Here is a 26,147-nt window from a genome sequence, read left to right as displayed (position 1 = left end):
GTGTCAACAAGCGATACGTGCCAACATAAATTTTTGCCTCACACTTTCCGCGTCGTGCGCTCGCGATGCTGCCACATCCCCAAACGGTTATGTTGGTGAGTCGGGTTGCCCTAGACGGAGTCATGATTGATGGTGCCACACACTACGGGCTGAACGTCTCGGACATGGACGACGCGCTGGCGTTCTATCGCGACTTGCTCGGACTCGACGTAGACCGGCAGTTTCCAATTAGCGACGTACAGAGCGATATTGTTGGGGTCGATGATGTCGAAGGGGACATCACGTTCCTCGACGCAGGTGGGTTCTTTATCGAACTTATCGCGTACGACGCACCGCCGAACGACAACATCCATGACACGGCGTCGGGCCATGATGTAGGGGTGGCCCACCTCTGTCTCGAAGTCGAGGACGTCTGGAAACTCTACGAAGAACTGAACGAGGAAGCTGAGTTCGTCGAGGAACCGAAGCGGGTCGGTAATGGGGCACAGATAACCTATATGCGTGACCCAGATGGCAACTACGTCGAACTGATGGAGTCGCCGGATGAGTAACTAATATTATTTATAGAGAAGTACATTCACCGGTGGATTTATACGTTAATGTCGTATGATATCCACTCATGGCTGAGAGAGTCACTCATGCAAACAGGCGGAACGTACTGAAAGCAACTGGTAGCGCGATTGCTGTCGGTAGTCTAGCAGGCTGTTTAGGCAATGGCGGTGGTGGTGATGACTCGTCTACAGTATCCTTCACGCTAGGGCATGGAATCGCGTCCGAAGAGCCGCTTTGGCTTATGGACGCCAAATCCGATATCCTCGAACATTGGGGTGACGCATACGAGGTTGATTTCAAAGGCTTCCCGGCTAACAACCAGCGTTTGCAGGCGTTCCAAGCAGGCGAACTGCAAGCCGGTACGTCGGCAGCGATTACGGCAATCTTCTCAACCGACAGCGGCCTTCCGCTCACTGTTGTCGCGAACATCGCCCAAGAACGGGAAGATACGTTCCACGAGAAGTTCCTCGTTCGGCCTGATTCGGACATGGATGGACTCAACAAAGAATCGCTTGAAGGTAAGAAAATCGGCATCTGTGCGTTTAAATCGTGGTGTGATCTCTGGGCACAGTCGGCGGTGCGAAGCGTTGGACTCGAACCTGGCGAGGACGTCGAACTCGTGAAGACGCCGTTCCCCTCGATGCCAGATGCAGTAAGTGAGGGACAAGTCGATACTGCGATGTTTCCACCAGTGTTCGAAAGGATGGGAATGCAGAAGCACGACTTAGAGCCGATATTCAACGTTATCGATACGACGGGATGGGAACACGACCTGATGGAACTTTGGTTCTCAACCCAGTTCCTTGAACGGAATGGCGATGTCGTCGAGAAGTTCCTCCAGGACTATTCGACAGCTGTTGACTACTACAACAACAATATCGAAGAATCCAAGAATGCCATCCACGACGCCGGGTTCGTCCAGACGCCGAAGGAGACGTACGTCGACCTGCCAAACTACACCCATCAGGTCCAGCCACTCACGGAGAGCCTGAAGAAAGTCAACAACCTTGCCGCCGATATCGGATGGATTGAAGAACCCGTCGACATCGACAACCTCTACAATCTCGATTATCTTCCCTGAATCTCTCCGGACAACTCAGTTGTAAACCATCCTCCTAGCGTTCCGCGGCGCTCCCAACTCCGGATACACTTATGTATCAGCCGACTAATTTCGCGATACGATGACGTGGCTCGACAATCAGGTAGCACTGGTCACAGGGGGCGGCTCCGGGCTCGGGCGTGCGGTTGTCGAACGGTTCCTCGCGGAGGGCGCACAGGTCGCCGTCCTTGATGTGGACCGGGAGCGACTCGATGACCTCGACGACGAGTACGACGACATCACGACTATACACGGTGACGTGACATCGCTCGCGGACAACGAACGAGCGGTCTCGACGGCCGTCGATTCCTTCGGTCGTCTTGACGTATTCGTCGGCAACGCCGGGGTATTCGACGACAACGTCTCGCTGCCAGAGTTGGACGCCGACGACATCGGGGCAAACTTCGCCGAACTGTTCGAGGTCAACGTGCTGGGGTACATTCTCGGTGCCCGCGCTGCGCTCCCCGAACTCGTCGAGACGGAGGGTCGTATGGTGTTCACCGCCTCGCAGGCAAGTTTCAACTCCGACGGTGGTGGCATCCTCTATGTCCCTTCGAAACACGCCATCGCGGGCATCGTCCGCCAGTTGGCGTTCGAACTGGCGCCGACAGTCAGGGTCAACGCCGTCGCGCCTGGTTACGTACCGACGGACCTGAGTGCCACCGACTCGCTGGGCGGTGAGCGCAGCATTGTCTCACCGGACGACTTCGACGCCTCGAACCATCCGCTCGAAATCGTGCCGACTCCCGAGGATTACACCGGGGCGTACGTACTTTTGGCTTCGCCGGAGAACTCTAAACCGATGACTGGGACCATCATCCGTGCGGACCTCGGTCGGTCCGTCCGTGGCATCACATCGGTCGCGGGGCGAGCCACTGAGTTCGTTACCGACGGCCTCTGATACCTTCGAATGATTTTTCTTGGCTCGTTCGTACTGTCACTGTATGTCTGTTAGCGTAGGACTCGTCGGCTGTGGGACCATCGGTCGTGAAATCGCTCAGCGGTTCGCTGATGGAACTATTACTGCCGACCTCACTGCCGTTTACGATCGAAACCAAGAGAAATGCCAGACCGTCGCTGACACGTTTGCTGAGACCGACCGTCCGATTACAGCTGATGCGTTCTCTGACCTGTTCAAAACTGCCGATTTAGTCGTTGAGGCAGCCGGCCAATCGGCGGTCTCCGACGTTGCTGTTCCCGGTCTCGAAGCCGGCTGCGACGTGCTCCTGTTGAGCGTCGGGGCGCTGGCTGACGCCGACCTGCGCGATCGCATCTTCCGAACTGCCACCCACGAGCAACAGCGGATTCATGTTCCCTCGGGTGCGATTGCCGGTCTCGACGCGGTGAAAGCTGCCGCCCTGACTGGCGACCTCGAGACGGTATCACTCACGACAAGGAAAAATCCGGCCGGGCTTGCGGGCGCGAACTATCTCGTGGAGAACGACATTGACGTACACGCGTTCGACGAGGCGAGGACTGTGTTTGAAGGGCCGGCCACCGAAGCTGCGATAGCGTTCCCATCAAATATCAACGTCGCGATGGCTCTAAGTCTGGCTGGAATCGGTCCGGACGAGACAAACGTTCGCATCGTTGCCGATCCGGATGAGGACAACAATGTACACCAAATTGAGGCAACTGGGGGGATGGGTACTATCGAAACCACTGTTCGGAACGTTCCTTCTCCAACGAACCCTAAAACGAGCTACCTCGCTGCAATCTCGGCTATCGAAAAGCTCCGAGGCATGAGTACTACTGTAAGCGTCGGTACCTGACACACGTATGGAAACAACATTTCTGCCGGTTCTATTCGCACTCGCAACGGCTTTCGCATTTGCCGTCTCAACTGTGTTAGTTCGTGTGGGTGTCCAAGAATCAAGCCCGCTTGTCGCCCTCGTGGTTACAATGGCTGTGAACGTCGTCGTTCTGTGGACTTTGAGTGTGGTCCAATATGATGTCCACATTAATCTCTGGGCGTGGCGATGGTTCATCCTTGCTGGAGTATTCGCGCCAGCACTCGGGCGGTTAGCTAACTACGTTGGTATCCAACGAGTCGGTGTGAATCTCGTCTCACCGATTACCAATATGAACCCACTTGTCTCTGTTTTCCTTGCAATCGCTCTGCTCGGTGAACGACTGACACTCTCTGGCTATGGCGGTGTTTTACTCGCTGTCGGAGGGGGCGTCGTCCTCTCTACTGTTCGAGGCGATGGAGAAATTCAAGTCCGGAAGACTGACCTCTTGTATCCTGTGTTTGGGGCCGTCACTTACGGGAGTGTGCAAATATTTCGGAAGTTGGGGACCAGGTTGGTGGCAGAACCTACGATCGGTGCTGCAGTGAACCTCACGACATCCTTCGTACTTGTCACCCTTGGCCTCGCGGTGACAGGTCGGTTAGAGACGTTCTCGACATCGAACAGGGACCTACTCACGTTCGGAGCCGCCGGAATCGTTTCTAGTCTGGGTCTCGCATCATTATATACGGCACTCAGCCTCGGTAACGTAACTATTGTCACTCCAATATTCAACGCGTCGCCGTTGTTCGTTTTCTTATTGACTGGGTTGTTTTTCCGCGAAGACGAACTGTTCAGTCGACGGGTAATCGTGGGGACTGTCGGCATCGTCGCTGGGGTCGTTGTATTGACTATGTCGACCTAACCCTGAGACGATGGTCAAATGTGTGGTTCTTACTGGCCATCTGTCTAAAGAATAGCTCAGCCGAACACTTATTTGAGATGTCTCCCTAATGATTGCCATGACTGTGCTGGCAGCCGTAAACGGCAAAGAAACACCAGATCGTGTTCTCAGCGTCGCGAATGACATAGCGATGAACCACGATGAAGAATTACGCGTTCTCCACGTTATTTCAGAAGAGATGTACGAGGATCGGTCTGAATCGACTGATGATTACTTTCGGGACGATGCGGTTCACGACGCCAAACAAGTGGTTCGTCGAGTCGCCAGAGAGACGCTCGGAGGTGATGAACACATAACGCCCATCGGTCGTGTTGGTTCCCCTGCAGAGGGAATCCTCGATGCAATTGACTCAGAAGACCCGTCCTACATCGTGCTTGGATCACGAAAACGTACACCCGTCGGCAAGGCCCTTCTAGGGAGTACGACCCAATCGGTACTACTGCACACGTCGGTTCCAGTTATCGCCGTTCCGGATGAATCGTAGCGAACGATAGTCGGTTACGCGGTTGCTGTTAATTCTCGCTAAACACGGCTTGGAGTATGATTCCGGTACTGATAGCAACACCACCGACGATTTTGGGGACTGTCAGTGGTTCTCCAAGGATGACAACCGAAAGTAGTGTCGAAACAAGAGGAATGACTAGCAGTCGGAGGGCCGCGACTGGCGCGGATGTCTGTTCAAGTCCGGCATTGAGTAACAACAGTCCACAACCAGTGACGACGATAGCTAGGTAACCCAGCATAAGCACTGATGGGGCCGTAGCCGTTGTCGGTGCGATTTCACCACTAAAAATAAAGAACACTGCAAGCGGCGGAATCGAAAGGAGATGCGCAAAAAAGGTCAACGAGAGGTAATCAATATTGAGCCGTTCGTTCCAGTGGCGTGTCAACAGTAGATAGGTCATAAATGAGAGCGAACCGCCGAACGCGAGGAGGTCACCGATGATAGTTGGCGAATCAAAAAGGTTGATAATACGGCCATCACCGACGATAATATACACACCGATAACAGCAACAGATAGACCGACGGCATCAGTCAGTTTAACGCGTGTAGACAGTAAAAGCGGTGCGGCGACGGAGACGAACATCGGATACGTTGAAATGATAAATGAGACGTTCACCGGTGTTGAATATTGAACTGCGACAGTCTGTAGCAGATAAAACAGTGCGACACTCGTCCAGCCAAGAGCGGTAAGTGGCAGTAGTTGTGACCGAGAAATAGCAAACGATTCCCGACCGTAAGTTACTGCAAGCACGCCCCCGAGAAAGACCGTTCCAAGGACGACTCGGAAGAGAACCACTTGTGTAGGCGTGAATGACTTGAGAACGATCTGTAGTGAAGGATATGCTGTTCCCCACAGTATGCCAGCGAATAATGGGTAGTACCGCTGTCTCACCATCGTGATGGCGACCTTTAGTCAGAATCGATTTAAATCTATGTCTGTGAATGACTCCCCGTACGAGGAAATTTTTTTATAATCGCATACACAATGTGGCTGTATGCCAGACGGAGAAGCCAACTTCCCAGAGTGTTGTGGTTATTGCCCACACCAGCAGCGATTCTCCGCAGGTTGTGACCACGAGCTCCGCCAATCACTTATCACCGAGTTAGCGACGTCTTCCGAGCCATCCTGTCCGGTATACGACAACTGGCGAAGCCAAGAGATGGCTCAATTGGAAGATAACTTATCCGAACTTATTCGCTAAACAGGCGCACTACCACGGCCTTCGGGCAGTGGATACGCGCCGTCAGTTCGTACTGCGTTCTACCGACGTCGACAGCCTCGGAGATTCCACCGTTCTCAGGCCGTAGATACATGCCGTTGCACAGTGCTGCGTTCTACCGACACCGACAGGTCCGTATATACGACTTTTCACAACCGTTAACGCATAGATACGCAAGTATAAATGATTGTGTATCCTTTGGGAGAGGCAATTTTGTACGTCGAACATCACATTGGGGATCAGATATCGACATGAGAGTGTAGTATCCAATGTGGTCTTTGGTCGATAGCTAACCAATGTGGAGTCAATGACTTCCCGAGGGGCAAAGCGGTGCCTGTCCGGTCTTCCGCGAAGTGAGAACACAGGAAATGGACGATCTTTCCGAACAGCTGGAACGATAGAACAGACCCTATCGTTGGACCACTGACGTGGCCGTCTCAACGGGTCTCGGCTGACTCCAGATACGATTCGATTCGGTCGAACCCAAGTTCAAGGCGGTCGAGACTGTTCGCGAAACTAATGCGGATGTAATCATCGAGGTGGTCCCCAAAGCCAACGCCTGGTACGACCACTACACCGTGTTCTTCGAGTAACTGTTTAGCGATGGTCGTGCTGTCGGCCTCAAGTTCCGAACAATCGAGAAACGCATAGAACGCACCATCGGGTTCGGGACAGGAGATATTCGGGAGGTCGTCGACGCGGTCGACGACGTAGTCCCGCCGTTCGCTGAAGGCGGAGAGCATCGATTGAACCGGCGATTGGTCACCGGTTAACGCTTCGACGGCGGCTTTCTGAGAGGGGGCTGGAGCACACGTTACGATGCTTTCGTGGAATTCAAGCGCTGCGTCGACGACCGTTTCATCGGCTGCAAACCAGCCAACACGCCATCCAGTCATCGAATACGTCTTCGAGCAGGAACCGACCGTGATGACGTGTTCCGGGTGTGCAGTGCTGCCGGCGACCGATTGGAATTCCTGGTCATAGACAATGTCTTTGTACACCTCATCAGCGATGACGTAGGCATCGTGTTCAGCGGCCGCTTCGACGACCTCCGCCGTCGAAGAAGTATCGAATATCTGTCCCGTCGGGTTCGATGGTGACGTGAGGAGAACTGCGGCAGTCTCATCGGACATTTGGTCGATCAAAAGATCGGTGTCCAACGCGAACCCTTCGGCTTCATCCAACGGGACGTCAACCACTTCAGCCCCGGTCATAATCGACTGTATCTGGTAGTTCGGCCAAGCAGGTGACGGTATGATAATTTCGTCATCTGGATCAACTACAGTTATACACGCCAGCGCCAGGGCTTCTACGGCCCCTGCTGTGACAATGATCTCTGACTCGGGGTCGTAGACGTACTCCGAACCGAGGTCATCCGAAATGGCGTTCCGTAGTTCCGAGGTGCCAGTACTTGACGTGTAGTGGGTCGCACCGTCCCGAAGCGCTTCCGATGCCGCATCGATGATGTGTTCCGGCGTGTCGAAGTCCGGCTCACCGATCTCCAGATGGACGAGGTCTCTGTCTCGGTACTCGTGAGCGAGATCGAACATCTCCCGAATTGGTGAGCGACTGACTCGCTCAGTCCGATCGGCTAGCGGTAAGCTATCTTGACTCATGCACCAACCCTCGCAGAGAACCGACATATACCTTGCGCTCTTCTGAGTTAGAGCGCCAATACAAGCTCTTTCTGGTGTCGAAGACAGTTCGGTTTTGGCATTAGGTGAAACACCCGGCATGCCTCTCTCGGCGTCGGTAGACCGGCCGGAACCGATGTGGATACGCCCTTGCCGATTTCAAGAACTCCGGGGGTTGCTCTGTTCGCGATTCACCCATCGTAGATGTGGGCGGCGTTGTGGCTGCGGCCGTGTTTATTGACGAGATCACCAAACTTCGCTGGCGGTAAAACGCGGGGACTGAATCCAGGCCGTTGACGAAACCGCCAGTGGTAGTGGTGCGTTTACAATCATGATTTCTCGCCGACGTGTGATAACTTCGTTTCCTGTTCTAACTTTCGGAGATATGGCATGTAATTCGTTCCACCAGTTCCCTCTGTTTCCCCGGTCACTTCGCGAATGTATTGGATTACCTGTTTGAAATGGGTCCGCCGGAACTGTTCGAGTTCAGCTATACAGTTGTTATACGTCGACCGGAGACTGTCCGATCCTTGCTCGGTTACGTACTCCGAAATCGAAGGGCCGTTGTCCAGTTGCTCGATGGTAGTGCGATGTAGCGGCGGCATATAGCTCCGCATATCCCCGAGCTTTTCGGTCATCTCGGTCGCTTCGTGTTCTACTCCGAGCGTCGCGTCAAGGGAAGGGAGGAGAGAACTCTGTGCACCTGACCCACCACGGAACGACTGTGGCTGTCCCTCTAGCTCATCAACGCCTTCGTAGACGATGTCGTCAAAGCCATCGTAGTACGGTCGAAACTCGTTTGCGAAGACTTCCGTATCATTGCCCTCGGTCATTCGCTGCATGATTTTGGTCTGCTCGCTAAGTGACTCGGCGATGGTCTCTAAAGCGTCCTGTAGTTGTTGCGGGTCGTCGTCACGAATGGCCTGTTGTGCGACCGGACACGCACTTATTGCCGGGGCGGCGGCTGCCTCAATGGCAACGTGGACGATGACGAACCACCGCTCGTCGTCGTAGTGTGTAAAGCGTTGAACCACATCGAGATTATCGAGTGTGATTTCACCATCGGGATCCTTCAGTTGGAAGTTATGGAGACAGAGAAGGTCGTAGGACAGAATCGGTTGCCTACCGATCTCCATGGAGGTTTCGTAAAGTGGAACGGCTATCCCGGCCGGGAGGGTGGAAATAGACTGCCCATCCGGCAGGTCGTGGTTAACGTATGCGCTCGCAAAAAAGCCGGATAGTTGGCAGAGTCGGTGGATTTCATGGTCGTTGAGTTCGCTGACTAAACCGGCCGGTGGCGTTTCAATCGAACGAAGGGGCTGCCTGACGTTATCCGACTCGACAAGGTCGGGAAGTTCCGTCCCGAGTTGGTCCAAGTGACGTAGGTACCTGGCGACGGCGGGCCGATGATGGTCGGTATCGAATTCGGTCAACGGATTACGCGCCGGAAGGAATCCGCGCTCTTTATCGACTTCTTCCAGAAGTTCTGCTTCGGACATTTGACCATAGTTACTAACACAGGATGGTTTATTATTTTCTGCGCAAAAAACCGCTCATATGAGTGGTTATAGGAGTAAGTGTACGATACTGCAACGTAGTGTACGGCATTGAATTAGCCACCGTGAATGGGTTGGAACACGACGGCGAAATGCTGTTGCCGACAACTCCCTCTTCGACTTAGTCGGATAGTTGGGGGAGTTTCAGAGCCGGCAGTACCGATTGTCAGTTGATACTGTCGGTTACCGCTCGTAATCTAAAATTGTTTATTCGGGGGCACAGAAACGGGTGATGATGTCACTCGTAGCTTTCGACTTCGATGGGACACTTTCCGACTCGGAAATGACCGTGTTGTTGGGCGATCGGTGTGGCGTGGCCGACGATATGGCTGAAATAACCGAACGCTCGATGAACGACGAGATCGAGTACGCCGAGAGCCTTCGGAAGCGCGCGGCACTACTCGACGGGCTTTCGGGCTCCGATGCCGACGCCGCCTTTGACGAAGTGGAACTCCGCGAGGGGGCTGCTGATCTCATCGGGGAGTTGAATGACGCAGGTGTGACAACGGCGATTCTCACTGGGGGCTTCGAGCGCGGTGTCGCGACCGCACTCGAACGCGAAGGGGTGACCGTTGATCGAATCGTTTCAAACCGATTGCCGATGAACGACGAACCCGAATTGACAGGAGAAGTCGAAGGACCGCTCATTGAGGGCACCAAAGACGATGCCCTTGAGACCCTCGCTAGCGAGGTTGGGATCGACCTCGCAGACACTGTTGCGGTCGGTGACGGCGCGAATGATTTACCAATGCTGAACGTAGCTGGGCTCTCGATCGGGTTCGATCCCAAGCCAGCTGTCGAACCCCACTGTGAGATCGTCGTGAACTCGATGGCAGACGTCCGAGAGACACTTCTCGACCGCGACGTTCTTGAAAACGCCTGAGTTCAGAGACGATTCGTTCACGTCTCACCAGACGTTACTGAGAACCCCTTCGTCGCACACAGACGTGGCTCAAAGAGAACGTGCTCCGTTTAGAGACCGCGTTTCTACCAGCCGGTATGATATGATTTTACACACCAAAAGTACCATACTGTTTCGCTACTCAGTGGATACTGCCTGGGTGAAATGCATGACTCAGAAACGTGAATACACCGGCGATTATCCCGACAAGACGTTGTACATTCCTGGTCCAACCGAGGTTCGTGAGGACGTTATCGAGGCAATGAGCCAGCCGATGTTCGGCCATCGGATGGACCGGATGACGGACCTCTATACGACCATCGTCGAGGACACCAAGGAGTTCCTCGACACCGACAACGAGGTCATCGTTCTCACAGGGTCCGGAACCGAATTCATGGACAGTTCGATTCTCAATCTCGTCGATGACAACGTTCTGTGTACGACCTGCGGCAGCTTCAGCGAGCGGCAGGCGAACGTCGCCGAACGTCTCGGAAAGAACGTCGACCGCGTCGAGTACGAGTGGGGGAAGGCAGTCAAACCCGATGACGTCCGGACGGCTCTCGAGGAACGCAACAGGGATTACGATGTCGTCACCTGTGTGATGAACGAATCCTCTACAGGTGTCCGTAACCCAGTCGAAGAGATCGGCGATGTCGTCGCAGAGTATCCAAACACCTACTTCGTCGTGGATGCCGTCTCTGCGCTAGGAGGCGACTACGTCGATATCGACGCCCACGGAATCGACGTAATCTTTACTTCGATTCAGAAAGCCTTCGCAATGCCGCCGGGGTTAGCGGTTTGTGTCGTCAGTGACGAGGCTTACGAGCGGGAACGCCAGAAGGAGTCGGCGTCGTGGTACGGTGGCTTCCAGCGGACGCTGGATTACTACGACCGAAAGGGACAGACTCACTCGACGCCAGCCATCCCAATCATGTTGGCTTATCGCGAGCAGATGAAACACATGCTCGAAGAGAGTCACGAAACCCGGGACCGGCGTCACCGCGAGATGGCTGAATACACCCGCGAATGGGCCCGCGAACACTTCGATGTCTTCCCAGAAACGGGATACGAATCCCAGACGGTCAGTTGTATCGAGAATACTCGCGGCATCGACGTTGCCGAGACCATCGACGCAGTATCCGAGGAATATGACTTCGTCTTTTCCAACGGCTATGGGTCGGTATTGGGCGAGGAAACGTTCCGCATTGGCCATATGGGCGAACACGACCGCGACTCGATTGAGGCGCTAACCGACGCCATCGAGGATGTTGCTGGCCTCTAACCGGGGTGTAAGTGTCATTCCTTCTCACTAAGGTGAAATGTACGTGCGGCCCGTGTACTGTGTGACTGACCGGTGGTTTGAATTACTTGCAATAGAGAATGGTTCACAAGATGAGCCAGCAAATGGACTCACAGATGGCGGCCGTAATCGAAGAGATGGATGGAAACGGGATTCCAGACTGGAGCACAATGTCCGTTCAGTGTGCCCGGAGAGTCGAAGACGAACTTTTCTCCCGTGGCGGGGGGACCGACGTTGCGTTGGTTCGAGATCTCGAAATCGAGGGTGAAGAATCCGACATCCCGATTCGGGTGTATCATCCCCAAACAGAGAATCCGCCGGTCTTGGTCTTTTATCACGGCGGCGGGTGGACACTCGGAACCCTCGATTCCGCTGATAACATCTGTCGGGAACTCGCGAGTCGAAGCCAGTGTCTGGTTATTTCGGTGGATTACCGCCTGGCGCCGGAACACCCGTTCCCCGCGGCGCTCAACGACACGTTTTCTGCGCTCAAGTGGGCGGCCGAACATGCAGACGAACTGGGTGCCGATTCAGACACTCTCGGCGTCGCAGGGACAAGTGCGGGGGGCAACCTTGCAGCTGCAACGGCACTCCGTGCGATGGAGACTGACCTAACCGTAGATGGACAGTTCCTGCTGTATCCGATTACAGGCGTCGTTCGGGAGACGGAGTCATACGTTCAGCACAGCGACCAGCCGCTCCTGACCCGCCGAGATATGCAGTGGTTCTGGGACCAATATCTCGAGTATCCCATCCAAAAGCACAACCCTCTCGCCGCGGTTCGGCGGGTATCAGACCCCTCCGGCGTCGCCCCCGCTGTCGTCGTAACCGCTGGTATGGACGTACTCCGAGATGATGGTATCGAGTACGCAGAAAAACTCGAAGCAAGTGGCGTCCCGACCACTCACGACCACTATCCGGCCCTTGCACACGGGTTTTTGAGCCTGACTGACGAAGTCGATACGGCCGACGAAGCGATGGACCGATTGACGAATCACATTCGGTCACGGCTAGCGAACTCGAATCGTGAGGAGTGAGCCAGCCGATACGGAGGCATCACGATAGCGACGTCCTGTGTGTATGGATTTTCTCCGCGCTCGGTCCAGTAAGTACAGTCTCTCATTTCACCGCGGCCGTATCACGGATGGTGGCGCCTGTCGAGACTAGACTTCCGTGGCTCGAGTTGCGGTGTTCAATGTGGTAACGTCGATGGAACGACCCAGTTGAAATGACACTCAACGTGGCCGCTGGAATCAGCGGTACGTCGATAGTTGGTGGTTGTGGTGGCTGCTCCGAGATTCGCCCCGACGCTCACTCAACGACGACCTCACCCTCCTCGACGACGGGGTCGCCGTCGAGATAGACACTGCAGTTCTTCTGTGCGATGTCGTAGTGACACGGTGCATAGCGGTCCTCATGAGTGTTCGGACCGGTACTCCAGAGCATGTTACCTTCCCAGACCCGCCCTTCACTGGCGCTTACGCCCGCTTCGTCGGGCTTTCGGTCGTGAAGTGCCATGTTGTAGAACGTTCCATTGGGGTTGAGCCCCCATCCGAAGTGGCTCGTCGCCCAGACATCCGGGTCGTCGTAGCTTTCGAGGTGGCCGCGCATCAACTCGGCGTCTCCGCCTTCGCCGTTTATTTCAACGATATAGTTGTCCTCGACGACACATTCGATGGCCGAGTCAACATACTCCGCGAAGGGGACAACGTTGTAATCGCTCGGTGCGATTACAATCGTCCCGTCAACGTTCGACGGATAATTCGAGACCATGTTTTGCCCCCAGACGTCCCATTTACCGGGTTCATCGACGAACCCGTAGGAGTCGAATGCCGTGCTCGGTTCGACTTCCATCGTTACGTCCGTTCCGTATTCGGAGGTAATACGCATCTCGTCGGTTTCGGCCAGTAGGTCGCGGTGCCGTTGGACACGCTCTTTGACGCGCTGGGCCTCCTCGGGCTCCCAGGGCATCAGCCGACGGAGATAGTGCGGTTCACGGGCTCCGACGCGAAGGATTCGGGTTCCAGCATCACGTATCTCACCGCGCTCGGGGACGTGGATGAACCCTTCGAGGGTGAAGTCAAACACCATGTCGGCGTGTTTACAGGCGGCGACTGGGCCATTGGAGAGGCGCAGTGTGCCGCCCTGACCCTCGGATATCTCGGGGGATACGGAATTGCGACCGTACTCAGGAATCTGTACCTCGAACACGTCTGCATCAAGGTCCTCAGCGGCGGCGAAGCAAGCCCCAACGAACTCACGTGGACTTTTTGTGTCCGTTACTAGCGCAACGGTCTCTTCAGACGTTACCTGACAGTGTTCCATTTGCCGACGGAATAGTGGCACTAGCAACCCTGTTTTTTCCATGGTTCATGTGAGGTGTTTTCCCCCTCGAATATATGTTTTGTGCGGCGCAGCTATCGTTGGCTTGTATACTGCCCGGCCGGCGTCTCTTCGTGAAACAGTAACTTCAGACGACTGAGTTCGGCGTAGCAATCCTTTTGGTTGCGTCAATATTTTACCTCTGCCTAACTGACAGTGGCCCATGATTCGTTCAGTCAGTATTGTCGGCTGTGGAACGATTGGGAAGGAAATCGCGACCCACATCGCTGATGGAACGGCTCCAGTCAACCTCTCTGTTGTGTATGACCATCATCCAGATCGCGTTACCACCGTTTGCGACCAGTTCAAGCATGGAGAACATCCTAGAAAAGCCGACACGGTCGCTGAGGTTTTTGAGACAGACCTCGTTATCGAGGCTGCCGACAAAGACGTGGTCGATGACGTCGCTGTTGGAGCACTTGAATCAGGAAGCTCTTGCATGCTGATGAGCGTCGGAGCGCTTGCCGATACGGAATTGCGGTCTAATATCTTCAGGGCAGCGGAGCGGAGTACTGGCAATCTCTACTTACCTTCTGGTTCGATTGCAGGTCTCGACTCGATAAAAACCGCTGCGCTAACTGGGGAACTAGAAAACGTGTCGCTGCAGACCACGAAACCACTTGGTGTTCTCAAAGGAGCGCCGTATATCGAAGAAAGCGGAATTGATCTTAACGCCATCACAGAACCTACCGTCGTCTTTGAAGGAACAGCGGACGAGGCCGCACCGCTGTTTCCGTCAAATATCAACGTCGCGATGACGCTGAGTCTCGCGGGTGTCGGCCCTGAAGAAACGACTGTCAGGATTGTCGCAGATCCAACCGGGAAGAACAACGTCCACGAGATTACGGCTGAGGGTGGGATGGGTCGAATCGAGACATCGGTTCGAAACGTTCCGTCACCAAACGACCAAAAGACGAGCTATCTCGCAGCGATTTCTGCAATAGAGAAGTTACGAGGGCTTAACGCGACTATCGATGTCGGTACATAACCGGCTACTCGGTGGTGATCCGGTACAGGACTTCCTAACAAACCCGACCGACCTATGGAGAACGCTGTTTGGGTGATGAGTCATACGTGAGTGGCATCTTGACCTAAGTCTTTCTTACACTCGCGAAGGCAGGGACGTCAACGCGGGAATCTGATTTTGCGTACGGTACCGAACGAGACGAAATCGTTTGTGAAGGGCCATCTTTGTTTAGAACAAATACGGTCAGAAATCAATTCATAGCCATCTGCATATTGATTTCAATGAGATTTGCTTTGTCGCGAACGATTTCCGGGATTTCCTTCCGGAACCGATCGTCACGCATGCGATTCGTTGGCCCACAAACGCCGATTGCAGCTACGGCATCGCCATTTGGTTCGTGAATCGCTGTCGATACACACCGAAGTCCACGGGTGCGTTCGCCCTGACTGAAGGCAACCCCCCGTTCACGAATCTCCGCTAACTCCTCGAACAGCGCCTCAGGATCCGTAATGGTATTCTCTGTCTGTTTGGGCAATCCATGTTTATCGATGATTTTCCGAACTTCTGATTCTGGGAGGTGAGCTAAGATAGCCTTCCCCTGAGACGTGTAGTGGAGGTACTCACGCTGTCCAGGTAGAATCGTGGTTTCGATCGCTTTTTTGCCCTCAGATTTGTCCAAGTACACACCGTATCCCTGCTCTCGTAGGACAAGACGGGCCAACTCACCGGTCTCCGAAGCCAGCTCATCGAGTGGCCCCTGTGCGAACTGACACACCTGGTTTTTGTGTTTGATCTCTTCCCCGAGTTCGAGCAAAAAGAACCCAAGACGGTACTGACCACCAGTTTTGCACACGATATCGTTCTGCTTCAGGGTATTCAGATAGGTATGCACAGAACCTTTTGGCATATCCATCCGATCGGCTATCTCCGTTACACCTGCACCGTCTAACTCTCGCAGCATCCTAATTATACGGCAGGCCTTATCAACAGACTGAATCGTGCGTTGTTTTTGTTCCTGTCTATCGTTCATACCCGACGGGTTGACAGCCTCTGACTTATACGTTTGGTCTAGACAAACACAATCATGGTTGTCTATTTCACTAGTCCGTCGGCGGTACACCATCAATATACATGAACCGACAGAAGGTGGAAATACCACCAAGAGAACGAACATCGATGGTATGGAAGAGGTTCGAATATACGTCTGTAACAACCGACATGCGTTTGTTAACTACAAACGGAAACAGATATCGGTTACCATGAAATCAACAGCACGATATTCTCGGGTTTGGTGAGTTCTACTAGGGGATTTCGCGCTGACGGTTGGTTCTGGATCCCGACTTCTAAACACAATCAATAACAAAGTTATGTCTGTTATGATTTGTCCTTACTTCACTCAACTTACCCAGGTCTCGCCTGTAGCTGTAGTACGCTTCGTCAACGGAGCCTCAGCAGATCAGTTCGGATCTCCTACCGTTCAGCTAGCACCTCCAGAGCGCCCTCAGGCGACGGTCCGCTATCGACTCCGTTTATTTGGCACTGAAACGTCCCGAAGTGATCCACGGCGAAGTAGAGATAACAACAGTACTATTGATATTCATTAGTGTACAACTACGACACTTCGATGTATAAGAATAGATGGAAAGCGTAGTCCGATAGAACGGGTGTGAACGTGTTTCAATATAACACAGCAGCGTTTGTGGATAGTGAACATGGGTGTGCGTATTTGAGACGACTTTATGTGTAGAACGGGGCCCTCGAACTGCGCAGATACGATGGAAATCATAGTTATAATTGCCCCCAATATTCTGAATAATACCATCGGTGGGGAAGTTACCAGTTGCCGTGAAGATAGTTCGCTAATGTCAAATTATGTTTTCAGGAGTGACGGCTCACCCCTCGTTGTATCGCATCTAGGGAGACATTCGTCCATGACAATCAAACCATCCTCCGATAGGCCCTAGAAGTTCGTACTCCTGTTTCGGTACCGCAGAACCGACACATTGTCGACCGCATTGTGCTGTTGAGTCAGGCCACACGAGCTCTTTCTGTCAGGCCGCAACTGGACAGTTCCGCAGTGTTAGTTCGTCCCGATATCATCCGACCACCTGTGTCAAAAGCCGTAAAACTCTTTATTCAGTTATACCATCGTCATGTACAGATGCCAGTACTCTGGTTGGATGAGGTTAGTGCTGACGACATCGAGGTAGTCGGGGGAAAAGGTGCATCTCTTGGCGAGCTTATGCAGGCTCAATTGCCCGTTCCACCGGGATTTGTTGTAACGGCAGGCACCTACCGGACGTTTATTGAAAACGCAGGAATCGATGAGGAACTGTTCGATGCCGTCGATGTCGATGTTGAGGACTCAAGTGCCTTGATGACCGCTTCGGACCGTGCACAGGAACTCATTCTCGAGACACCGTTCCCCGAGGAACTCCGAGACGAGATCCTCGGCTCCTACCACGAAATCGGGGAGGATGACGCTTTTGTCGCGGTCCGCTCGTCGGCAACCGCAGAGGACTTGCCGGACGCCTCTTTCGCTGGCCAACAAGACACCTTCCTGAACGTCACAGGTGATGACCTCCTCGACCGAGTTCGAGAATGCTGGGCCTCGCTGTTCACGCAGCGGGCGATTTACTACCGACAAGAGCAGGGATTCGATCACTCGGTGGTTAACATCGCTGTCGTCGTCCAGCAGATGGTTGATGCTGAGAAGTCGGGGGTGATGTTTACTAGCCACCCGTCAACGGGTGATTCAACAATGGTTATCGAAGCCGCTTGGGGGCTCGGTGAAGCAGTAGTGTCCGGAGCGGTGTCCCCGGACAACTACGTGGTCCAACGAACCAACCGGGAAATCGACGTAACTGTTGCCGAAAAGAAGGTGATGCACCTGAAGGACGAGGAAACCGGTGAGACGGTCGAACGGGACGTCCCCGAGGAAAAACGCACCAGACGAGTGCTTTCCGATGAGGATATCTCCCGACTCGTAGACCTTGGCGAACGTGTCGAAGAGTACTACGGCACACCACAGGATGTCGAATGGGCAATGACCGATGCGGGGGATTACATGCTTCAATCGCGCCCGATTACAACCATCGACGAAGACGACGCCGACAGCAACGTCGAGACATCCGCCACCGACACCGGTGTTAACGATGGGTCCGCTTCGGGGAATGGCGAGGTACTCGTCGACGGCCTGGGTTCGAGCCCTGGTACCGCCGACGGCCCGGTCCGTATCGTCCGCAAACTCGACGATGTCGACAAGGTCAGCGAGGGCGATATCATCGTCACCGAGATGACGATGCCGGATATGGTGCCGGCGATGAAGCGCGCAAGCGGCATCGTCACCGACGAGGGCGGCATGACCAGCCACGCCGCCATCGTCTCCCGGGAACTGGGCGTTCCTGCAGTCGTCGGAACGACTGACGCTACGGCGGTACTCGAAGACGGACAAACCATCACCCTCGATGGCGACAAGGGCGCGGTCCTGAACGGGACGAGCGTCGATTCCGAAGAGGAGACGGATGCCCTCGACGATGTCAGACCTCAGAACCCAGTCAAGCCGATGACGGCGACGGAAGTGAAGGTCAACGTCTCGATTCCGGAAGCCGCCGAACGCGCGGCCGCGACCGGCGCCGACGGCGTCGGCCTGCTCCGCATGGAGCACATGATTCTCTCGACGAACAAGACGCCCGAACGCTACATCGACGACCACGGCGTCGACGCCTACGTCGAGGAAATCGTCGAGGGCGTCCGCGGCGTCGCCGACGAGTTCTACCCCCGACCCGTCCGCGTTCGGACGCTGGATGCGCCGACCGACGAGTTCCGCCAACTCGAAGGCGGCGACGACGAACCCCACGAACACAACCCGATGTTGGGCTATCGGGGCATCCGCCGGAGTCTCGACCGCCCCGACGTCTTCGCCCACGAACTCGAAGCGTTCCGCCGACTCTTCGACATGGGCTACGACAACGTCGAAATCATGTTCCCGCTCGTCAACGACGCCGAGGACGTCATTCGGGCCCGGAACCTCATGGGAGAGGCCGGCATCGACCCCGAAAAGCGAAACTGGGGCGTGATGATAGAGACGCCGGCCTCGGCGCTGGGCGTCGAAGCGATGGCCGAGGCGGGCATCGACTTCGCCTCCTTCGGGACGAACGACCTCACCCAGTACACGCTTGCTGTGGACCGCAACAACGAACACGTCGCCGACCGCTTCGACGAACTCCATCCCGCCGTGTTGAAACTCATCGGCACCACCATCGAGACCTGCCGCGAACACGACGTCAACACGTCCATCTGCGGACAGGCCGGGTCGAAACCCGAGATGGCGCGGTTCCTCGTCAACGAAGGCGTCTCCTCGATTTCGGCGAACATCGACGCCGTCCGCGATGTCCAACACGAAGTCAAACGCGTCGAACAGAAACTGCTGTTGGACTCCGTGCGATAACGTCTCCTACCGGATTTTCTCCGACACTGTAAGTGAGAACCATCGCCGTCTCCCTATCTCTGCGATGGTCCCATACCGGAACGGCCATCAACATAACGTGGCGATGCCGTCTCGAAAAACGCTGCAAATCGAGGCCACCACTCGAGAAGAAACGGTTACAGCGGGTTATCTGAGGTATTCTTCGGCAATCTTTTCGACGTCCTTGTCGCCTCGTCCGCTCACGTTTACGAGTAGAACGTCGTCCTCGTCCATATCGGCGGCCAGTTTCTTCGCGAGTGCGACAGCGTGGCTCGACTCAAGGGCCGGAACGATCCCTTCGTACTCACAGAGATCTTGGAAGGCTTCGAGCGCTTCGTCGTCAGTGACGCCGTGATACGAGGCCCGGTTCAGCGCTTGATAGTTCGCATGCTCTGGTCCGACGCCGGGGTAATCGAGCCCGGCAGCAATGGAGTGTACGTCGACATCATCATCGATTACTCGCGTTCGCATGCCCTGGTACACCTCATCATCGCCCTCCGAAAGCGGTGCCGCGTGTTTGTCAGTATCAAGCCCCTTTCCGGCAGCCTCTGCGCCGTAGAAATCGACTTCCTTATCCTCGAAGAACGGATGGAACAGCCCCATTGCGTTCGATCCACCGCCAACACAAGCGATAGCAGCATCCGGCAACTGTCCCTCCTGATCGAGAATTTGCTCACGTGCTTCTTCGCCGATTACTGACTGGAAATCGCGGACCATTCGCGGCCAGGGGTCGGGGCCGACAACTGATCCGACCATATAGTGGGTGTCTTCGGAGTTTTTAATTAGGTCTTCCATTGCCGCATCTACCGCATCGGCGAGGCCGGCACCACCACGCGTGACCTCGTTGACGCTGGCGCCCATCTGTTCCATCCGGAAGACGTTCATCTGCTGTCGCTCGACGTCCTTTTTTCCTTGATAAATCTCCGTCTCGAGGCCGGTGAGTGCGCCAACTATGGAGGTAGCCGTCCCGTGCTGGCCGGCTCCCGTCTCCGCGATAAGTCGGTCTTTGCCCGCGTGTTTGGCCAGCAGTGCCTGACCGAGAGCGTTGTTCAGCTTGTGAGCGCCACCGTGAACGAGGTCCTCACGCTTGAGATAGATGGTCGCTCCGTACTTCTCGGAAAGTGCTGGCGCGTGGTAAAGCGGCGTCGGACGACCTGCAAAATTACGCATCAGGTCATCGAGTTCCTGCTGGAACTCCGGATCGTCTTTTAGGCGATCGTATTCGTTGGCCAGGTCCTCAAGTACCGCTTCTAGTTCTTCCGGGACATGACGTCCGCCGAACTGTCCAAAGGTTGCACCTTGCGCTGAGTCATCAAGACCCATAGCAGCAGTATCGATGTAATCATATATAAATTTTCCTTCCAGACATAATCATCTGGAACGCCCAGATGGCAACTATATCGCTGAAACGGTGCATGTCGACAGCATCCCGAACGGCCCGTGCGATAACCGCCAACATCGGCTTCCATGCCACCTAGAGCAATCCCGGGGTCTGGCATAGCGAGACCGAACGTAAACGTATACTGTGTAGTGGCTGGATCTCCTTGGTCACCTAAGCCCGTACTCACACACCGTGTTCCTGCAGTTGCTCCTCTTGAGAGAGGTCGACATTGGCTTTCCCCTTCATGCCTTTGCCGATTCCGCTGGCAATCTCCGCGAGAGTTTCGGCATCGTCCCAATTGTTGACCGCGTTAACGATGGCATTGGCCATCGAATTAGGGTCTTCAGCTCCGAAGATTCCACTACCAACGAAAATGCCGTCGCACCCGTGGTGCATCATCAAAGCGGCATCTGCCGGTGTAGCGATGCCACCTGCAGCGAAGTTCACTACCGGGAGACGACCCATCTCTGCGGTTTCGTGTACCAGTTCGGCCGGGGCTTCGTTTTCTCGGGCCCAAGACTCACGCTCCTCAAAGGCCATCCCTTCTAAGCTGCGAATGGCCCCTTTGATATTCCGTTGGTGGTGGACAGCTTGGTTAACATCGCCCGTTCCGGCCTCTCCTTTCGTGCGAATCATAGCGGCACCTTCGTCGATTCGTCGAAGCGCCTCACCGAGGTTTCGGGCCCCGCAAACGAAGGGGGCGGTGAAGTCGCGCTTGTCGATATGATAGCGGTTGTCGGCAGGGGTCAGCACCTCGCTCTCGTCGACCATATCCACGTCAACCGCTTCCAAAATCTCGGCTTCTTTTGTATGGCCGATTCGCGATTTACCCATGACTGGGATCGAGACTTCGTCGATAATCTCGCGAATGATTGCTGGGTCGGCCATTCGAGAGACTCCTCCCCGTTTACGGATGTCTGCTGGGACCGCCTCAAGAGCCATTACTGCAACCGCACCAGCGTCTTCAGCAATTCGAGCCTGTTCACGATTAACGACATCCATGATGACCCCGCCTTTCTGCATCTTCGCGAAGCCGCGTTTGATGAGTTCCGTACCCTGCCGGAGGTCGTTCAAATCGGAAGGTTCTGTCATACCTGCCCACATTTTTCACCCGTCATTATATATCTATTGCCGCTCGGTAGTTCCAACGGTTCATTCGAAACCCCAGTGCTTTCGCCCGCTCTCGTTGATTTTCTCCGGGTGTTGTACCCACTCAGTGATTGCTTTCGCACACCCGAAATCTCAACTCCCCTAGGCTGAACACCTCGGATGAACGAATTCCAATCGGGTGCTCCCCACACCACCAGTCAGCCGCAAGTTTCCGATGTCACTGTACCAGACTATGCGTCTCCGTCCGATGGACGACCGTACTAGCTCTGGTGTTGATTGCTACTCATCAGTGACTTCCTCGTAGCTGACTGTGCGCGTATCAGTCTGAGTGATTTCGAAGATTCCAGCGATATCGGGGTCCGGCCCGGCTACCCTCACGTTTGAGGACATCCAGTCGTCGGAATCTGCCTCTCGCTGTTTCGCGGGAAGGAGAGGAAGAAGCGACGATAACGCATACATCGAGAACGGTTGTCCATCAGGGAACACGAGTTCTTCCCCGTGGACTTCGAAGTAGTCGCCCACTTCGTAACTGGCCGCCGCTTCGCCATTTATTTCGACACACTCCACGCGAAGGTCGTGTAGAGTGTACTCGGTTTCTGTGACATTCTGTGTCATCGCGGTGGAACAATGACAGGGCCGTCAAATAAATATTTCCTGTACCGCCATCGAGTCACTGTTCGGAAAAAGAGAGATACGACACGCATGAATCTTGCCGTCGCGTTACCTTGCCCTACAAGACACGTCGGGGATAGCGGATGGCGAGTGCTCCTCACTTTGAGCGGAAGAATTTTTACCTTCCACGTAAGAGGGTTGTTCACACATGAGGGTGTTAGTTACAGATCCCATTACAGACGTGGGTCTAGATGTACTCAGAGACGCGGGTCACGAGGTCGAAACAGGCTATGAACTTGAGGGCGACGACTTGCTTGAGGCAGTTTCGGACGCCAACGCAATGATTGTTCGCTCTGGAACCGAAGTCACCGAGGAGGTTCTCACGGCCGCCGAAGATTTAGTCATCGTCGGACGAGCAGGCATCGGCGTCGATAACATTGACATCGAAGCCGCCACCGACCAGGGCGTTATCGTTGCCAACGCCCCCGAGGGCAACGTTCGTGCTGCTGCTGAACACACTGTCGCAATGACGTTTGCGACCGCCCGCTCGATTCCAGAGGCGCATATCCGCCTGAAGAACGGCGAGTGGGCCAAAAGCGACTACCTCGGTACCGAACTCAACGGGAAGACGATGGGTGTCGTTGGCCTCGGCCGCGTCGGACAGGAGGTCGCCAAGAAACTCGATGCACTAGGTATGGAAGTCGCCGCCTACGACCCCTACATTAGTGAGGAACGCGCTGAACGAATCGGCGCCGAGCTCGTTGGTCTCGAGGAGAGTCTCGAACGGGCGGACTTCTTGACTGTCCACACGCCGCTAACTCCGGAGACAGAGGGGCTAATCGGTGAGGAGGAACTCGACACCCTTGGAGACGGCTATCTCATCAACTGCGCTCGTGGCGGCGTAGTCGACGAGGAGGCTCTCGCGACGAAGGTGGGTGATGGCACCCTAGCTGGTGCTGCGCTGGACGTCTTCGCTGAGGAGCCCCTCTCCCCCGATTCCTCGCTACTTGAGTACGACGAGGTTATCGTCACACCCCATCTGGGAGCATCAACGGAGGCTGCCCAGGAGAACGTTGCTACCTCCACAGCCGACCAGGTCAACGCCGCCCTGGCTGGCGAGCCGGTTGCCAATGCCCTGAACGCGCCGTCGATTGATGAGAGCGCGTTCCCGCGCCTTGAGCCCTACATCGAAATCGCCGAAACCGCCGGTAAAGTGGCCGCCCAACTACTCGATGGCCGTATCGAGAACATCGAAGTCGTCTACGAGGGCGAAATCGCCGATGAGAGCATCGAGTTCGTCACTGCCTCTGCACTCAAAGGGATTTTCGAACCGCTCAAATGGCAAGTCAATGCAGTTAACGCGCCACAAATCGCCGATGAACGGGGCGTCGACGTTACCGAATCAAAGACCAGACAGTCCGAGGACTTCCAGAGCCTGCTTTCGGTAACCGTCAGCGACGACAACGGCAACGAAATCTCGGTCGATGGAACGCTGTTCGCTGACAACGACCCACGTATCGTCCGCGTAGATGGCTACCGTGTCGATGCCATCCCACACGGGAACATGGTCGTAACGCGCAACGCCGACGAGCCGGGGGTTATCGGTTTTATCGGGCGGGTAATGGGCGAATACGACGTCAACATCGCAGGGATGTTCAACGCGCGCGAGACGATCGGCGGCACGGCACTAACAGTCTACAACGTCGACAGTCCGATGCCGGATGAAGCAAAAGAGGATCTCGAGGCTGACGAACGCATTATCGAAATCAATGATATCACGCTAAACGGTCAATGATGAACCCCCGACTGTGCCGTGAGAGAAACCGAATGTAGAAGAGTTCCTAAGGCCATAGTACTGATTCGCATCAGCTCATTTTGTTAGCGAGTTGTATCCGTCGCGGCCGGTACTGACGGGCTATGTATCCAGGGATGAACAGCTGTTTTACGAAAGGCCGGGTGCAATAACACCCGTGTCGAGAATTCGGTTGGTGATTTGTGACTTAGTTCCGACAGGTGTGAATCAAAACAACACTGTCGCCTCAATCAGCTCCTTGCTTTGGAGTAAAACCACAATTGGAGCATTTTGAGGGGAACTTTCCCATTTCAGCTGTCTCTCCACAGTCTGGGCACACGTACTCCATGTCATATGGTGTTATCGACAATTACTAAAACCTTTCTACGACAATCGACGTACTTCGTCTATCGATTTCATAATTATTCAGTTAAGATGCTCACCATCCACCTCTTTTAGTGCATCAGCGGCAATATCGCCTAGTTCTCCAGCTTCGATGTGAGAGTACCGTTCGCGGACCATCTCCTCTGAATTGTCAAGATATCGCGCTGCGACGGTGTAGCCGAACGCTCGAACGAGAACCTCGCCCATGCCACGTCGACCGCCGTGAGGGGCGAGATAGTCGTGTTTCGGATGGTCGATATCGATTTCTGCGGCCTCTGAGAGTCGCTTGAGAATCGACCGTGCGCCATCTGTCGTAATCGATGGCGGCCGAACGTCCTCATCGAGCGCCAACAGAAGGTCACGAGCGTACCTTTCACGGTTCTTAGCGATTGTATCCGGTACGTTTCCTCGGTCGGCTAGCTCCTTTCGGACGAGCCCCGCAAGGGTCCGTTGATCGAACGTCGGAAATACTGGCCACCGCTCCGCCGGTGGATCCATTAGCTTCCGGTAGCTCCGAAGCGGAGCGATCACCGGATCGGGGAGACTCGCGGCGTCCCATTGCTGTTTCTTTCGGTAGACATCCATACTCCCGTCGTTGAGAGAGAGGTCTTCCCAACGGACACCGCGTCGACGCGGGTCATTCGGATCCCGAAGGAGTTCGCCAACCCGGACAGCTGTGTACGCGAGGAGGAACACAAGGGCACGGTCACGAGCCGCCTTCAGCGCCGCGTAGCGCGCCCGCTGTTTGTCTAGAGAACCAGTATCCTCCGGGACAGTCGTGTAGGCCTTGACCGCGGCGCGGGCTTGGTCGTCGACGTGTTGGGTAAGCGTGTGTCGCTGTTCGGAGGTCCAAGCCTGCTGGTCACCGGGCTTACGACCGTCATCTTCTGGTAGTGGGGCTATCGCACTCGCCCGCTGGGCGTAGTGCGCCTCGAGGTAGCCTTCGTTGACGCACCATCCACACCACGCAGAGATATAGCGGTAATAGGTTTGTACAGTGTTCTGCTTGAGTCCACGATCTCCGGCGAGGTGACGGGCGTACTCTCGGAAGACTCGTTCGTCGAGGTGCTCGAAGGTCGGCTGTGAGTCGGCGTTATCGGGAACGATTCCGGTCCAGTCGTCGTTACCGCGGGCGCCGGCGGCCCATTCGGTGAACCGCTTGAGTTCGCGCGCTGCGTTTCGGCGGTAGTTCCCGCCATCGCCACCGCGGCCCTTCCCTTTGTCCTGTAGGTACCGCTCGAAGCTGTCGTCAAGCGGCGTCGAAAGCGCTCGGTCAGACATCAGTCCACCCTCCGTGGTCCTGCGTCCCGACTTTTGGCGGCTCTACCCCGGGGGAAGCGGCGGCGTGAGGCGGTTGCAGCATTCGTGCTTCACCGACGGCGGCAGGGTACTTCAAAGTGATCGTGATTATCAGAGTAATCATGACCAATGTAGCGCAGAATCTTATTCGAGATTTTCGACACCTACAGGCACTGTATCCGCTTGATTGGGCCGAATACCCATCTTGTAAACTGTATAGTGCTATATGAAATCTCTTGCTTTGGAAGTTGAGACTACAGCGGGCTTAGCGGGGCTATGATGCGTGAATTT

General features: G+C 55.0%; 21 protein-coding genes. 12 read left to right on the top strand and 9 right to left on the bottom strand.

Translation table 11 applies throughout. The annotated features are described in order from the left end of the window. Positions 1 to 122 precede the first annotated feature (122 nt). From NMP98_RS01525 to NMP98_RS01500, 6 genes are all read left to right on the top strand, one after another. A complete protein-coding gene (locus NMP98_RS01525) occupies positions 123 to 551 on the top strand; it encodes a VOC family protein (protein ID WP_254859756.1) in 429 nt (142 codons plus the stop codon). 68 nt (positions 552 to 619) lie between these two features. Next, positions 620 to 1,633 (top strand): ABC transporter substrate-binding protein, encoded by a 1,014-nt coding sequence (locus NMP98_RS01520; RefSeq protein ID WP_254859754.1) that lies wholly within the window; start codon positions 620 to 622, stop codon positions 1,631 to 1,633. Positions 1,634 to 1,733: 100 nt separating this feature from the next. After that, positions 1,734 to 2,552 carry a 3-(cis-5,6-dihydroxycyclohexa-1,3-dien-1-yl)propanoate dehydrogenase gene (gene hcaB, locus NMP98_RS01515; protein ID WP_254859752.1) on the top strand — a complete coding sequence of 273 codons (819 nt, stop codon included), beginning with the start codon at positions 1,734 to 1,736 and terminating at the stop codon, positions 2,550 to 2,552. Between the two features lie 43 nt (positions 2,553 to 2,595). Further along, positions 2,596 to 3,423, top strand: coding sequence for an aspartate dehydrogenase (locus NMP98_RS01510; RefSeq protein WP_254859751.1), 828 nt, complete (start codon positions 2,596 to 2,598; stop codon positions 3,421 to 3,423). 7 nt (positions 3,424 to 3,430) lie between these two features. Continuing rightward, positions 3,431 to 4,306 carry a DMT family transporter gene (locus tag NMP98_RS01505; RefSeq protein ID WP_254859750.1) on the top strand — a complete coding sequence of 292 codons (876 nt, stop codon included), beginning with the start codon at positions 3,431 to 3,433 and terminating at the stop codon, positions 4,304 to 4,306. Between the two features lie 97 nt (positions 4,307 to 4,403). Beyond that, positions 4,404 to 4,829, top strand: a complete 426-nt coding sequence (locus NMP98_RS01500) for a universal stress protein (protein WP_254859748.1) — start codon at positions 4,404 to 4,406, stop codon at positions 4,827 to 4,829. A 28-nt stretch (positions 4,830 to 4,857) separates the two neighbouring features. Here NMP98_RS01500 and NMP98_RS01495 read toward each other — a convergent pair whose 3' ends face one another. The 3 genes from NMP98_RS01495 to NMP98_RS01485 form a co-directional block, all read right to left on the bottom strand. Continuing rightward, positions 4,858 to 5,745: a DMT family transporter gene (locus tag NMP98_RS01495; protein WP_254859746.1), complete on the bottom strand. Its 888-nt coding sequence runs from the start codon at positions 5,743 to 5,745 to the stop codon at positions 4,858 to 4,860. Positions 5,746 to 6,507: 762 nt separating this feature from the next. Then, entirely contained in the window at positions 6,508 to 7,686 is a 1,179-nt protein-coding gene (locus NMP98_RS01490; RefSeq protein ID WP_254859744.1) for a pyridoxal phosphate-dependent aminotransferase, read from the bottom strand. Between the two features lie 347 nt (positions 7,687 to 8,033). Next, positions 8,034 to 9,203, bottom strand: coding sequence for a PrnB family protein (locus NMP98_RS01485; protein ID WP_254859742.1), 1,170 nt, complete (start codon positions 9,201 to 9,203; stop codon positions 8,034 to 8,036). Positions 9,204 to 9,495: 292 nt separating this feature from the next. Between NMP98_RS01485 and serB the strand changes: the two genes are divergently transcribed. From serB to lipP1, 3 genes are all read left to right on the top strand, one after another. Beyond that, on the top strand, positions 9,496 to 10,143 hold the full coding sequence (gene serB / locus NMP98_RS01480) for a phosphoserine phosphatase SerB (RefSeq protein WP_254861349.1): 648 nt from the start codon (positions 9,496 to 9,498) through the stop codon (positions 10,141 to 10,143). Positions 10,144 to 10,330: 187 nt separating this feature from the next. Further along, positions 10,331 to 11,443 (top strand): pyridoxal-phosphate-dependent aminotransferase family protein, encoded by a 1,113-nt coding sequence (locus NMP98_RS01475; protein WP_254859740.1) that lies wholly within the window; start codon positions 10,331 to 10,333, stop codon positions 11,441 to 11,443. A 110-nt stretch (positions 11,444 to 11,553) separates the two neighbouring features. Then, on the top strand, positions 11,554 to 12,498 hold the full coding sequence (lipP1, locus tag NMP98_RS01470) for a LipP1 family hormone-sensitive lipase (RefSeq protein ID WP_254859738.1): 945 nt from the start codon (positions 11,554 to 11,556) through the stop codon (positions 12,496 to 12,498). A gap of 274 nt (positions 12,499 to 12,772) precedes the next feature. On the opposite strand, the gene NMP98_RS01465 is transcribed toward lipP1, so the two are convergent. After that, positions 12,773 to 13,786 carry a 2,5-dihydroxypyridine 5,6-dioxygenase NicX family protein gene (locus NMP98_RS01465; RefSeq protein ID WP_497007559.1) on the bottom strand — a complete coding sequence of 338 codons (1,014 nt, stop codon included), beginning with the start codon at positions 13,784 to 13,786 and terminating at the stop codon, positions 12,773 to 12,775. Between the two features lie 220 nt (positions 13,787 to 14,006). Between NMP98_RS01465 and nadX the strand changes: the two genes are divergently transcribed. Continuing rightward, the gene (gene nadX / locus NMP98_RS01455; RefSeq protein ID WP_254859733.1) at positions 14,007 to 14,831 is read left to right on the top strand and encodes an aspartate dehydrogenase; all 825 of its coding nucleotides are present in this window, start codon (positions 14,007 to 14,009) and stop codon (positions 14,829 to 14,831) included. Positions 14,832 to 15,060: 229 nt separating this feature from the next. On the opposite strand, the gene NMP98_RS01450 is transcribed toward nadX, so the two are convergent. Next, entirely contained in the window at positions 15,061 to 15,840 is a 780-nt protein-coding gene (locus NMP98_RS01450; RefSeq protein ID WP_254859732.1) for an IclR family transcriptional regulator, read from the bottom strand. Between the two features lie 1,131 nt (positions 15,841 to 16,971). Between NMP98_RS01450 and ppsA the strand changes: the two genes are divergently transcribed. Next, a complete protein-coding gene (ppsA, locus tag NMP98_RS01445; RefSeq protein ID WP_254859731.1) occupies positions 16,972 to 19,260 on the top strand; it encodes a phosphoenolpyruvate synthase in 2,289 nt (762 codons plus the stop codon). A 165-nt stretch (positions 19,261 to 19,425) separates the two neighbouring features. Here ppsA and trpB read toward each other — a convergent pair whose 3' ends face one another. The 3 genes from trpB to NMP98_RS01430 all read right to left on the bottom strand — a co-directional run bounded on the left by trpB (position 19,426) and on the right by NMP98_RS01430 (position 22,384). Then, on the bottom strand, positions 19,426 to 20,601 hold the full coding sequence (gene trpB, locus NMP98_RS01440) for a tryptophan synthase subunit beta (protein WP_254859729.1): 1,176 nt from the start codon (positions 20,599 to 20,601) through the stop codon (positions 19,426 to 19,428). A gap of 241 nt (positions 20,602 to 20,842) precedes the next feature. Next, on the bottom strand, positions 20,843 to 21,751 hold the full coding sequence (gene pdxS, locus NMP98_RS01435; protein ID WP_254859727.1) for a pyridoxal 5'-phosphate synthase lyase subunit PdxS: 909 nt from the start codon (positions 21,749 to 21,751) through the stop codon (positions 20,843 to 20,845). 297 nt (positions 21,752 to 22,048) lie between these two features. Continuing rightward, positions 22,049 to 22,384, bottom strand: coding sequence for a TIGR04076 family protein (locus tag NMP98_RS01430; protein ID WP_254859725.1), 336 nt, complete (start codon positions 22,382 to 22,384; stop codon positions 22,049 to 22,051). Between the two features lie 205 nt (positions 22,385 to 22,589). Between NMP98_RS01430 and serA the strand changes: the two genes are divergently transcribed. Then, positions 22,590 to 24,176, top strand: a complete 1,587-nt coding sequence (serA, locus tag NMP98_RS01425) for a phosphoglycerate dehydrogenase (protein WP_254859722.1) — start codon at positions 22,590 to 22,592, stop codon at positions 24,174 to 24,176. 423 nt (positions 24,177 to 24,599) lie between these two features. On the opposite strand, the gene NMP98_RS01420 is transcribed toward serA, so the two are convergent. Further along, positions 24,600 to 25,838, bottom strand: a complete 1,239-nt coding sequence (locus tag NMP98_RS01420) for a phage integrase SAM-like domain-containing protein (RefSeq protein WP_254859720.1) — start codon at positions 25,836 to 25,838, stop codon at positions 24,600 to 24,602. Between the last annotated feature and the right edge of the window lie 309 nt (positions 25,839 to 26,147).

Origin of the sequence: Natronomonas gomsonensis (assembly GCF_024300825.1) — an archaeon.
GTDB classification, from domain to species: Archaea; Halobacteriota; Halobacteria; order Halobacteriales; family Haloarculaceae; genus Natronomonas; species Natronomonas gomsonensis.
This window is presented reverse-complemented; position numbering and strand designations above follow the sequence as displayed.

Coding starts and splice junctions, on each gene's coding strand:
- NMP98_RS01525 (WP_254859756.1), top strand. CDS start 123: ATGATTGATGGTGCCACACACTACGGGCTGAACGTCTCGGACATGGAC.
- NMP98_RS01520 (WP_254859754.1), top strand. CDS start 620: ATGGCTGAGAGAGTCACTCATGCAAACAGGCGGAACGTACTGAAAGCA.
- hcaB (WP_254859752.1), top strand. CDS start 1,734: ATGACGTGGCTCGACAATCAGGTAGCACTGGTCACAGGGGGCGGCTCC.
- NMP98_RS01510 (WP_254859751.1), top strand. CDS start 2,596: ATGTCTGTTAGCGTAGGACTCGTCGGCTGTGGGACCATCGGTCGTGAA.
- NMP98_RS01505 (WP_254859750.1), top strand. CDS start 3,431: ATGGAAACAACATTTCTGCCGGTTCTATTCGCACTCGCAACGGCTTTC.
- NMP98_RS01500 (WP_254859748.1), top strand. CDS start 4,404: ATGACTGTGCTGGCAGCCGTAAACGGCAAAGAAACACCAGATCGTGTT.
- NMP98_RS01495 (WP_254859746.1), bottom strand. CDS start 5,745: ATGGTGAGACAGCGGTACTACCCATTATTCGCTGGCATACTGTGGGGA.
- NMP98_RS01490 (WP_254859744.1), bottom strand. CDS start 7,686: ATGAGTCAAGATAGCTTACCGCTAGCCGATCGGACTGAGCGAGTCAGT.
- NMP98_RS01485 (WP_254859742.1), bottom strand. CDS start 9,203: ATGTCCGAAGCAGAACTTCTGGAAGAAGTCGATAAAGAGCGCGGATTC.
- serB (WP_254861349.1), top strand. CDS start 9,496: ATGTCACTCGTAGCTTTCGACTTCGATGGGACACTTTCCGACTCGGAA.
- NMP98_RS01475 (WP_254859740.1), top strand. CDS start 10,331: ATGACTCAGAAACGTGAATACACCGGCGATTATCCCGACAAGACGTTG.
- lipP1 (WP_254859738.1), top strand. CDS start 11,554: ATGAGCCAGCAAATGGACTCACAGATGGCGGCCGTAATCGAAGAGATG.
- NMP98_RS01465 (WP_497007559.1), bottom strand. CDS start 13,786: ATGGAACACTGTCAGGTAACGTCTGAAGAGACCGTTGCGCTAGTAACG.
- nadX (WP_254859733.1), top strand. CDS start 14,007: ATGATTCGTTCAGTCAGTATTGTCGGCTGTGGAACGATTGGGAAGGAA.
- NMP98_RS01450 (WP_254859732.1), bottom strand. CDS start 15,840: ATGAACGATAGACAGGAACAAAAACAACGCACGATTCAGTCTGTTGAT.
- ppsA (WP_254859731.1), top strand. CDS start 16,972: ATGCCAGTACTCTGGTTGGATGAGGTTAGTGCTGACGACATCGAGGTA.
- trpB (WP_254859729.1), bottom strand. CDS start 20,601: ATGGGTCTTGATGACTCAGCGCAAGGTGCAACCTTTGGACAGTTCGGC.
- pdxS (WP_254859727.1), bottom strand. CDS start 21,751: ATGACAGAACCTTCCGATTTGAACGACCTCCGGCAGGGTACGGAACTC.
- NMP98_RS01430 (WP_254859725.1), bottom strand. CDS start 22,384: ATGACACAGAATGTCACAGAAACCGAGTACACTCTACACGACCTTCGC.
- serA (WP_254859722.1), top strand. CDS start 22,590: ATGAGGGTGTTAGTTACAGATCCCATTACAGACGTGGGTCTAGATGTA.
- NMP98_RS01420 (WP_254859720.1), bottom strand. CDS start 25,838: ATGTCTGACCGAGCGCTTTCGACGCCGCTTGACGACAGCTTCGAGCGG.